The organism is Thermostichus sp. OS-CIW-29, assembly GCF_054058195.1.
The window spans coordinates 1-10,350 of record NZ_JBSSAB010000059.1; the positions used below are offsets into that span (position 1 = coordinate 1).

6 protein-coding genes and 1 pseudogene are annotated in these 10,350 nt (G+C 52.2%); 3 read left to right on the plus strand and 4 right to left on the minus strand.

The window, feature by feature from the left end; genetic code table 11:
• A pseudogene (locus ACVWZJ_RS13845) lies at positions 1–251 on the plus strand (glycosyltransferase family protein); the annotation flags it as partial.
• A gap of 4 nt (positions 252–255) precedes the next feature.
• Positions 256–2,976 carry a TylF/MycF/NovP-related O-methyltransferase gene (locus tag ACVWZJ_RS13850; protein ID WP_457396436.1) on the plus strand — a complete coding sequence of 907 codons (2,721 nt, stop codon included), beginning with the start codon at positions 256–258 and terminating at the stop codon, positions 2,974–2,976.
• 33 nt (positions 2,977–3,009) lie between these two features.
• Here ACVWZJ_RS13850 and ACVWZJ_RS13855 read toward each other — a convergent pair whose 3' ends face one another.
• Positions 3,010–3,735 carry a Uma2 family endonuclease gene (locus tag ACVWZJ_RS13855; RefSeq protein WP_457396438.1) on the minus strand — a complete coding sequence of 242 codons (726 nt, stop codon included), beginning with the start codon at positions 3,733–3,735 and terminating at the stop codon, positions 3,010–3,012.
• A gap of 459 nt (positions 3,736–4,194) precedes the next feature.
• On the opposite strand from ACVWZJ_RS13855, the gene ACVWZJ_RS13860 reads away from it, so the two are divergent.
• Complete coding sequence (locus ACVWZJ_RS13860; protein WP_457396440.1) at positions 4,195–6,333, plus strand: FkbM family methyltransferase; 2,139 nt, start codon at positions 4,195–4,197, stop codon at positions 6,331–6,333.
• 53 nt (positions 6,334–6,386) lie between these two features.
• Here the strand turns inward: ACVWZJ_RS13860 and lpxD are convergent, their stop codons facing one another.
• The 3 genes from lpxD to ACVWZJ_RS13875 form a co-directional block, all read right to left on the minus strand.
• On the minus strand, positions 6,387–7,478 hold the full coding sequence (lpxD, locus tag ACVWZJ_RS13865; protein WP_457396445.1) for a UDP-3-O-(3-hydroxymyristoyl)glucosamine N-acyltransferase: 1,092 nt from the start codon (positions 7,476–7,478) through the stop codon (positions 6,387–6,389).
• 318 nt (positions 7,479–7,796) lie between these two features.
• Positions 7,797–8,315 carry a DUF4330 domain-containing protein gene (locus ACVWZJ_RS13870; RefSeq protein WP_457396442.1) on the minus strand — a complete coding sequence of 173 codons (519 nt, stop codon included), beginning with the start codon at positions 8,313–8,315 and terminating at the stop codon, positions 7,797–7,799.
• A 369-nt stretch (positions 8,316–8,684) separates the two neighbouring features.
• Positions 8,685–10,208 carry a hypothetical protein gene (locus ACVWZJ_RS13875; RefSeq protein ID WP_457396443.1) on the minus strand — a complete coding sequence of 508 codons (1,524 nt, stop codon included), beginning with the start codon at positions 10,206–10,208 and terminating at the stop codon, positions 8,685–8,687.
• Positions 10,209–10,350: the final 142 nt, after the last annotated feature.

The window sequence follows — 10,350 nt, forward strand, 5'->3', positions numbered from 1 at the left end:
ATGTGCTCAGGGTGGCTACAGGCGGGAATGAGGTGGAGGTGTTGACCAGCCTGCAAGAGCAGCTCGAAGACATCAAGGTGATTTACGTGGAGTTTTGCTCAGAACAAGACCGCAAACAGATTGATCAGATGTTGGACCCTACCCATCTCCTCTGGCAGGGAGAAATTGTAGCAGGCCAAAGAGGAGTCCTTTGCTATCTAAGCAGGGCTTGCTTTGTCGACAACAATTCAAGCCTTGGAGAGGAGACTTAAGGTTATGAACTCAACCATTATCGTTACGGCTGCTGACAGCAAGTTTTTTGAATTGGTTCAGGGGACTATTCTCTCCATCCGAGAGAAACCTCAGGGGCACTCTGTAGATATTGGATTCTTGGATGTAGGCTGTACACCGGAGCAGTTGCAATGGATAGGTCAGTACGTTGACCACATTGTTGAGCCAGATTGGAACTATGATATTCCCGACATTGATAGACAACCCAAGTATCTCAAGGCACTAGTTTCTAGGCCTTTCCTTCCTGAATACTTTCCAGGCTATGAAGTTTATATTTGGATTGATGCAGATGCTTGGGTGCAAGACTGGTCTGCAATTGAGCTTCTTACCCTGGGAGCAAGATACAAAAACCTTGCAGTTGTTCCTGAGTTGCTAAATACTCTCTTCGATCCCTATCCATTTTCGCATCAAGCTTTTCACCTCTCGGGATACATCAGGTGCTTTGGACATGTATATGACTTTGGACATGTATATAACCACCTATACATAAGACCAATTCTAAATGCTGGTGTATTCTCTGGAAGTAATTTCGGTATTCACTGGGTAGCATGGAAAAACAGACTGAGCCAAGCTATCTCTATGAGCCTCGATCTACTCTCACCTCCAGATCAGTATTCTCTAAACGTGGCTATTCATAATGACTTAGGAATAGATAACGTTCAAATTTTACCATTGTCTTGTAACTGGACAGTTCATAGTAAACTACCTCTATGGGATCCAAAAAGAAAGCTCTGGGTTGAGCCTTGGAAGCCTTACATCCCTTTAGGGATTCTACACATTACCTATAAAGATAAGGATAGAAAAACTCATGTAGCTCATACTACCGATGGCTTCAAAGTTGAAGCCAGTCTTTGGTATCCTAGAAGCCATTCTTCTCCAATCAGAAGGTATGACTATGTATCAGCTAATCAAAAGAAAATATATCTCGACTACAGCTTCCCTCTAATGACTGCTATCGATCCAGGACCTCAGCCCTGGCCTTATCTACGGAAAGAAGTTCCTCACCTTTGGACTGCGGATTTGCGTCAACCTACTATCGGCTTTGTTAGTCGAGACGAGGCTCATATTCTGTACAATACTGCCCTTAAGCTACAAGGAAAAAACGCCCTAGAGATCGGCTGTTGGCTAGGTTGGTCAACTGCGCACCTGGCGGCAGGAGGAGTTATTCTCGATGTGGTAGATCCTGCTCTGGCCGATCCCCAGATTTATGGAAGTGCGGATCAATCTCTTCGCTCGGCTGGAGTTCGCTCTAATGTCAATCTCTACCCTGGCTATAGCCCAGGGAAGGTGGAGGAGATTGCCCAGCAAGAGGATTGTCGCTGGTCTCTGATTTTCATCGATGGGAATCATGACTCACCAGCCCCCTTGCAGGATGCTCAAGTGGCAGAGCGCTATGCTGCTGAGGATGCCTTGATTCTGTTTCATAATCTAGCCTCGCCGGATGTGGCTGAAGGTTTGAATTACTTGAGAGACAGGGGCTGGAACACGATGATTTACCAGACCATGCAAATTATGGGAGTGGCCTGGCGAGGCAAGGTCAAGCCCGTTGAGCATATTCCAGACCCTGCTGTGAATTGGACATTGCCAGAGCACCTCAAGGACTATCCGGTCTGTAACCTTGAGTTGTCTAGGGTGCTAGAGAAAGTTAAATCTTTTACCTTGCTGGGCTTTGAGCGTCTTTGGAGCCTTTATTCACTGGCTAAGCAGGTTTGTGAAGAAGACATTCCTGGGAACTTTGTAGAATGTGGTGTTTGCAGGGGTGGAAGCTCAGCTTTGCTGGCCTGGGTGATTAAGAACTACAGCCGTCGACCTCGCAGGCTATATGCTTTCGATACCTTCTCAGGTATGCCTGATCCAACAGAGGTGGATCGAGATTATCGAGGAGTTGCTGCCAACGATACGGGTTGTGGATCCGGTGCTTTAGCGGCACCCATTTCGGAGAACTTAGAGGTGATTGCCAGGGAACTAGGGGTCTGGGATCTCATTGTTCCTGTGCCGGGGCTTTTTGCTGACACCTTGCCTACCTATCGAGAGCAAGTGGGTGAGATTGCTCTGCTGCATGCAGATGCTGACTGGTATCAGTCAACGATGGATATTTTGCGTCATCTCTACCATCAAGTTAACCCCAGGGGGTTTATCCAAGTTGATGACTACCAAGACTGGCAAGGATGTTGCAAAGCTGTTCATGACTTCGAGCAGGAAATCGGAGCCTTTTTCAGGTTGCATAGCGTCGATTACTCAGGGGTTTGGCTGAGTCCTTCAGAAAACCTGGTAGTGATGAGAGATAGCCTAACAGAAACCTCCAAACCACAAGGGATCCGCCTGAGCAAGATTAACGTGGGTCTTTTCCCCTACTGGGAAATGGAGACAGAGCAGCTTATCCAAGAACTGGAGGGCTTGCTGGAGCCAATTCTACGCAGTCCTCAGCCAGAAGACTATGCTCTGATCTTCCTAGGGGATCCGGATCCGCAACTGGCCAATCAAACTCTGGAGATAGCTGCAGGCAACATAGCTCTCAGGCTCATGGAAGAGGGGTTAGAGCTCAGTAGAGAGCCGTTCTGTTCAGTGGTAGCTGGCTTGAACCCCTATCAATGGGAGAGACTTATTCCCCAACTCAACTATCGCTATCTCTTGAAGCGGGAGCGCTTTCCCAAGGGATTACGGCCTGCTATTCAAAAGCTACCTGTGTTGCTGTTGGCCTCCTAGGGATCCATCTGTTGTCTCGAGTTACTTGGCTGTCTACAGGGCGTCTGGATCTACCCCTAGCTCTCGTAGCTTCCGGGCCAGGCGCCCTGCCCGTTGTTCGGCCTGCTCAGCCCTTTGCCGCTCCAGTTCGGCCTCGGTGGGTACCAGTTCCCCAGCAGCAGTGGCCCAGCGAATCCAGGTGGCCTCGATGTCCCGAAACCTGCCCTCCCACTTCACTAGGCACAATCCCAAAACCTCGCTCGGCAAGCAACCCTCGGCATCCTCTTGAATTGGCTCATAGCGGTCGCCCCTCAGCCGAAACCCCGCCCAGTCTTCTGGATCAAACGGGTCAAACCAAAAGTACTCCGGCACCCGGATAATCTGCTCATAAAGTTGCTTTTTGCTTGTTTTATCCTCCTGGGCAGTGCTGGGAGAAAGAAGCTCAATCACCACGTCCGGCCCTTTGCCCTGCTCCCAAATCACCCAGCTTTTGCGCTCGCCTTTAGGCACGCCCAACACCACAAAATAATCCGGCCCTTTGAAATTGCGGCCGCTGGTCTGCTCCAAGCTGTAGTAGAGAAACATATTGCCACCGACAAAGCCATCAGGGCGCTGCTGCAACCAGGTTTGGGTAGTGGAGATGAGCAAGTCCATCTGGCACCTGTGCCGCCAGCTTTCCATAGGTTCGCTGTCGTCGTAGGGGAGCTCGTCTTGGGTGGGGGGCAACTCGGGTAGATAAACCGGATCCAGCACCTCAGTAATTGGGTTCGGGTTAGTCATTGCCAGTTCTCCTCTCTTTACCCTTACAAGGTATCGGGATCCACCCCCAGCTCCCGCAGCTTCTGGGCCAGGCGCTCTGCTCGCTGTCGCTCTTGCTCAGCACGTTGGCGCTCCAGTTCGGCCTCGGTGGGCACTAATTCCCCAGAAGCAGTGGCCCAGCAAACCCACGCGGCCTCAATGTCTGGAAACCTTCCCCCATCTCATTGTTGCCAGCAAAGCAGCTAGGGCGCTGCTGCGACAGGCTTGGGTAACGCAGATGAGTGAGTCCATTTGGCACTTGCGCTGCCAGCTTTCCGCGAATGCACCGTCTAACTTGGTAGGTGTGTAGGTATAATCAGCACTTGGCTCCTGACTTTGTCATTATGGATGCACGTAGGGCAGGATAGTGCAAAACTAGCCCTCTTTGTAGCCTGGGCAGAAGTTACACTTTGTCAGCAGCACTGATTAGAAGGACGAGCTATGGAAAATTCCAACAAAGAAACTCTGCAACCGCGAGTTCTCCTGAGCTGGCCAGTTGCGCCAGACTACATCCCACCGCCGCAGCTTTCAGATCGGCAAGTAACTGTCTGTCCCAAAAAAAGAGTGGGGGGCTTTGGACTAGGCTATGTCAACCGTCGTGAAGGCTTGGTGGAGTGTCCGGAAGGAGATTATGACCTCTATGACTTTGTCCAGCAGTCTGAGCAGATTGTGGATAAAGAGTTTGACTTGGTGATTGTACTAGCTTCCAGCTGCGACTACAGCAACCCCTTCAACACGAAAAAATTTGGCTGTCCAACCGTCTTACTAGCCGGAGATACGCATCATCGCCACTTCCCCATCCAACATCTTTTGGCCTACTGGGCCGTTGAAGCCTTTGATTATGTTGTTACTGCTCACAACCGCCAGCACCTGCACTGGTTTGCCGCGGCGGGCGCGGAAAACCTGGCCTGGCTACCTCTCATCTCCATGCATACGGTTGTCCACAAGTGGGTAGAAGCAAGAGAAAGCCAAGTTGTCTTTATTGGCCATCAGGAATCCGAGCATCCCAGACGTTCCCGTCTGGTCGAAGCCATAAAGAGGGCACACTTGCCCATTCTTGCCAAAACTGCCAACCGTCAAGAGGCAGCCCGCCTATTTGCCGAATCGCTGATTTCGTTTAACTGCAGCCTGAATGGGGATCTGAACCTTAGGAACCTGGAAGTGATTTCTGCGGGTGGCTTTTTGCTGACAGACAAGCTCTCCTTTGCATCCGGCTTTGATGAGTATCTGAGCCCCGGCTTATACTGCGACGTCTATAGTTCTGAGCTGGAGCTAGTTGAGAAAATCAAGTTTTACCTAGAAAATCCAGGGCTGGCTCTAGAGATAGCTAAAAGAGCTTATGAAAAGTTTCTTGTGGACTGGCATCCCAAGCATCGGATAGCCGATCTGATGAATTGGGTTTTCAAGGGAGAGCTACCCAACTTTTACGCAGCTAAGTCCGATCCCAGATTTTTCATTAGCACTGCCTACAGAGATCTTGTCAATACACGCCTTGCTATCTACGAACCTGTTCAGGAGTTACACCGTGTAGAGGAGCAACTTAAGGTACTGGTTAGCAAAGACTGCCCAGTAGCAGTTGTGGCAGATCTCCTGGATCTGCCGAGACTAGAAGTCTATGTTGAGGCCGGGTTCCCAGTGTCTGAGCTTCCCAAGGACGAGAGGGTCGTTTCCAGAGTACATGTCTGGGAGGAAGAGTCCAGCCACTTAGGTACTGCGACTTGGGATGTTCTGATTGCCAGATCCAACAGCCATCTTACTTCTCGACTCCTGCCCTACTCAAAATTTGTTTTTGTCCTTGATGAACAAAATCAATTGGTGTTCTCGAACGCAACAAAGTTAGCGAACGTTGAAAGATTTTCCTTTGGCGCGACTAGAGCGGATGGATCTTCTTGGACACTACTTCTCAATTTTTATAAGGAGGAAGAAAACGTAGCGCTATTCACGACTGACGAAATCTTTAATAAGCAGCCATATCCTTTTTTAAACTTCGTCGATGGCGTATCAATAATTGTTGATGTAGGAGCAAACATAGGCATCGCAAGCGCCTACTTTCGAATGCTTTATCCAAATGCTACTATTCTTTGCTTCGAGCCTGACCCTGTAGCTCTTCACTTGCTGAAGCTAAACAGCCTAGATATAGGCGGCTGCACTGTATACCCTTTTGGGCTGTACAGTGATGATATCACCAAGACTTTCTACAGTAGTCTTGTAACGGCCTGTTATAGTTCGATACACAAGAACCAATATGCTGACTTTCCAAGAGTTGTACAGCTTGTGAAGGCAAGCTCATTCCTAGGCTCATTTCTAAAGAGTGTTGGCGCTTACAACATCGATATTCTCAAGATAGATACTGAAGGTAGTGAGACCCAAATATTAAAGGATTTGTTCGAAATTCTAGTCGACATTAAGATAATATACCTAGAGTTTCACTCTGAAGAAGATAGACGATTAATAGACCAGATCCTATGCCCTACCCATGTTTTGTACAAGGGAAACATAGTTCACACACATAGAGGTACTCTTTGCTACTTGAGTAGAAGGTGTATCCTTCATGACGTTTCACGAGAACCTCTTCGGTAAAAAGTTCTCCCAGTCAGTAGCTAAGGCCACTGGGGAAGTTGACAAAGGAGGTTCTAGCTAGAGCATGTAGTTTCAGGATCCACGCCCACTTCGAGCATTTTTGCGTCGGGGGCTCTATCCGTGCTGTTCTGTTCCAGCTTGGCCACACGAGCTTCCAGCTTGCGCAAGGTACGTTGCAGCTCAGGCAAGTGCCGCTGGACGGCCATGCTCTTGCGCCATTCGGCAATGGGTTGGTGGGGGTAGCCGGCCACCGTTTGACCAGCAGGGATATCGCTGGTTACACCTGTCTGGGCGGCTACACGCACGCCATCGCCAATGTGCAGGTGCCCGGCCAAGCCACATTGCCCGGCCAAAATGACGTGGTGGCCCAATTGGGTACTGCCGGCAATGCCCACCTGAGCCACGATCAGGCAGTGGGATCCGGTGCGCACGCCGTGGCCAATTTGCACCAGATTGTCGATCTTGGTGCCGCGGCCAATACGGGTCTCGCCAACGGCGGCCCGGTCGATGGTGGTGTTGCTGCCTACCTCCACGTTGTCTTCCAGCACCACTCGGCCCGCCTGCAGCATGCGCCGCCAGGAGCCATCTGCCAGAGGAATGTGGCCAAAGCCGTCGTCGCCAATGACAGCGCCGCTGTGGATGAGGCAATCATCCCCAATCTCCGTGCGCTCGTGAATAACGCAGTTGGCGAAAAGCTGACACCGGGATCCAATCCGCACGTGGGGATAGATGGTGACATTGGGGTGAATTTGGGTGTGGTCGCCAATTTTCACTCCCTCCATCACCACTGCGTGCGGCCCGATGGCCACCCCCTCCCCCAGTTGGACGCTGGCATCCACCACCGCTGTAGGATGGATCCCCACCGGTAGGCGGTAGGGCTGGTAAAACAGCTCAATGGCCTGGGCAAAGAGCAGACGGGGATCCCTGCCCCGCAAGCAGGCAATGGAACAGGGCAAAGCCAGCCCTTCCTCCACGATGACGGCGCTGGCCTGGGTTTGCTCCAAGAGAGGTAGGTAGCGGGCCTCGCTGAGAAAGCTCAGCTCCCCTGGGCGAGCCTCCGCCAGGCTGGCCACGCTGTGAATTTCCAGGGTGGGATCCCCCTCGTAGGCACACCCCAATTTTTGGGCAATTTCCTGTAGCTGCATTGGGGTTGACATCCTGATACATTTACGCTGAACACTGCTGAACATCACTGTTCAACTATGCAGCGATAGCATTCTGTTTGTTTCCATTCGCGTTAGCGGGACGGAGTCCAAACAGAATGGCGGTATCCCGCAAAGCTTTGAGTAGAATACCCAAAGCGCAGTTTCCGTGTTGTCTTACTACCAATTTTCTGCTTTGCTTTGGCTACCATGTTGGCAGACTCGAAAGTAAACAGAAAGATCAACTGGTAGTAATCCGTACTGAACATGTTATACATTATTTTCAGTATAGTTGAGCTTATTATTGACTAGAGTCATGCTCTACGATTGCGGCAGCCGCACGTCCATCACGGTGCCGCGCAAGTTGTAGCCAAAGGTCTCTAGCTCTAGGGGAACACCGATTTTGACGCGATTGTTGCCCAGGACGATGCCATTCTCCGTCCGCTGGCCGCGCCCTCGCAAGGTAAACACCAGATCGAGGCGATAGGCTTCGGGATCGGGCAAGTTCTGCACCCGCCCATCGGGGAAAACCACTGGCACCGTGCGGCTGACATTTTCCACTCGCACCACCTCCACCTGGCCGTAGGGCTGGTTGCGGATGATCAGGTCAGCCTTCTGCCCCGCCTGAAAAGGTTCCATAGAGCGGCTGCTGATCCCGCGCACAATCATGTCCACTTCCACCGGCAGCGTGGGGCCACCTCCCACCTGGACGACACTGCCCGCCTGCCGACCCGGAAAGAACAAGACGGCGACAATGGCCACCACCACAATTGCCAGAGCTCCCAGATCCAAGAGGCTGACCTTTCCCAAAAGCCGCCCCTGCTCGTCAATGAGCCGCATATCACCTGATACATTTACGCTGAACACTGCTGAACATCACTGTTCAACTATGCAGCGATAGCATTCTGTTTGTTTCCATTCGCGTTAGCGGGACGGAGTCCAAACAGAATGGCGGTATCCCGCAAAGCTTTGAGTAGAATACCCAAAGCGCAGTTTCCGTGTCGTCTTACTACCAATTTTCTGCTTTGCTTTGGCTACCATGTTGGCAGACTCGAAAGTAAACAGAAAGATCAACTGGTAGTAATCCGTACTGAACATATTATACATTATTTTCAGTATAGTTGAGCTTATTATTGACTAGAGTCATGCTCTCCTCGCACACCCTGTCTTGATTCTAGGCAGGTTTGTTCTCCAAGTGGCTTTCCCGCTCTAGGGGATCCAAGCCAGCGTGCTGCTGCCCAGCGGTAGGCGGCGTTCCCGCCAGCGGTGCGAACCACTTTGTCCATCAGGAATGGGCAGCCCGTCCTGCAAATCCACCAACCACACTTGCGAGGCCATGATGGCTTGCCCGCTACGGCTAAGGGGAGCCGAGGGATCCGGGATCCCTGGGAACGGTTCCAAGAGCGTGTAGGCCAGCATGCGTCCATCCGGGGAAATGCTGAAGTCCAGATCGACGGGATAGGTGGCTCGAACCACCTCTATGGCGTTGCCTGCTTCAGTGCCGAGCGTTATCGCCAGCAGGCGGGGCGACTCGGTGTAGCTGGGGGAGTCCATCGCGACCTCGCCAACAGAATAATGCTCCGCACCGCTAACGTGAGAGACCTCACTGACCAAGGCGTAGAAGATGGGCGCCCGCGGGGAAAAAGCCCCTTTCAGGATGGATCCCTGGGTTCTCAAAATCTCCTCGCTGTTGCCGGTATTGCTGACGATGGAGAGGCTGCGGGTGTAGTCGGGATTGAAGCGCAGCAAAGCCCCGAAAGCCCCATCGGGGCGGATGGCTAAGGTTTGGCCGAACTGGGCTAGAAAGCTCTCCGCTGCCGCCCGTGGATGCAAGGGTACGATCCCCACCCCCTGTCCCTGCGAGATGAGCAGGCTGCTCTCATCGGGGCTAATGAAAAAATCTCCCCCCACCGCCGTATCCAGCTCTAGACGTTCAAAGGGATCCCGGCTTGTTTTCTGGATCCACAGCTCCGTCTGGACGGCAGCCATGGGATCCCGTTGCAGCGGGATCCGCTCTGCCACCACCAATTCCCCCGTCGGCGAGACTTGGAAGCGCAGGTTTTGGTAACCCTGATGATCCAGCAGCAACTGCGAAGACTGATCCTCCAGATCCAGTCGGTACAGATCCTGGTGCTGTGGGTTGGTGGCCGTGGCGAAATAGTACACGAAGCGGCCATCGGCACTGGGCTGCATTTGGGTTACCTTGACCCCAGCCGGAGTCAGCAGGGTAGTGGATCCCGTCTCCAAATTGAACAGAAACAGTCGCCCTCGCTGGGCAGGTTCGGTGCTGATCCCCAGCAACTGCCGATCCGGCGTGCGGAATTCCCCCTCAAAGGGCTGGGCCATGGGCTGGCCCCGTTCATCCACGGCTGCCTGCAGGCGCACCCGGTAGGTCTGGCCGTAAGGGGCTGGTTCTGTCAGCGTCCAAAAAAAGCGGCGACCCAGCTTGCGCATTCGGCCTGGCAGAGGGGGCTGGATCTCCAAATGCTCTTCAACACTGACGGGATCCATCGGGCGGTTGAAGGTGAGCACCATCTGCACTTCTTGCGCCCCCACCCGTTGCTGTTGCCAGTTAAAGTCCCGCACGTAAGGAGCTGTGTGGTTGCCCAACACCACCAGGATCACCCCGATGGCCAGGTTGCAGAGGGTAATCCGGGCAACCCAGCGATCCAGAGGCTGTGGGAACCACCGCGTCAGGGTTGCGCGCCAGTAAGATCCCGACCGGGCAGACATCTGACTCATAGGTTACAAACAACAGACAGGTATGGGCAGCCAGAACTTGGGGAGCATGACTCTAGTCAATAATAAGCTCAACTATACTGAAAATAATGTATAATATGTTCAGTACGGATTACTACCAGTTGATCTTTCTGTT

Coding starts and splice junctions, on each gene's coding strand:
- ACVWZJ_RS13850 (WP_457396436.1), top strand. CDS start 256: ATGAACTCAACCATTATCGTTACGGCTGCTGACAGCAAGTTTTTTGAA.
- ACVWZJ_RS13855 (WP_457396438.1), bottom strand. CDS start 3,735: ATGACTAACCCGAACCCAATTACTGAGGTGCTGGATCCGGTTTATCTA.
- ACVWZJ_RS13860 (WP_457396440.1), top strand. CDS start 4,195: ATGGAAAATTCCAACAAAGAAACTCTGCAACCGCGAGTTCTCCTGAGC.
- lpxD (WP_457396445.1), bottom strand. CDS start 7,478: ATGCAGCTACAGGAAATTGCCCAAAAATTGGGGTGTGCCTACGAGGGG.
- ACVWZJ_RS13870 (WP_457396442.1), bottom strand. CDS start 8,315: ATGCGGCTCATTGACGAGCAGGGGCGGCTTTTGGGAAAGGTCAGCCTC.
- ACVWZJ_RS13875 (WP_457396443.1), bottom strand. CDS start 10,208: ATGTCTGCCCGGTCGGGATCTTACTGGCGCGCAACCCTGACGCGGTGG.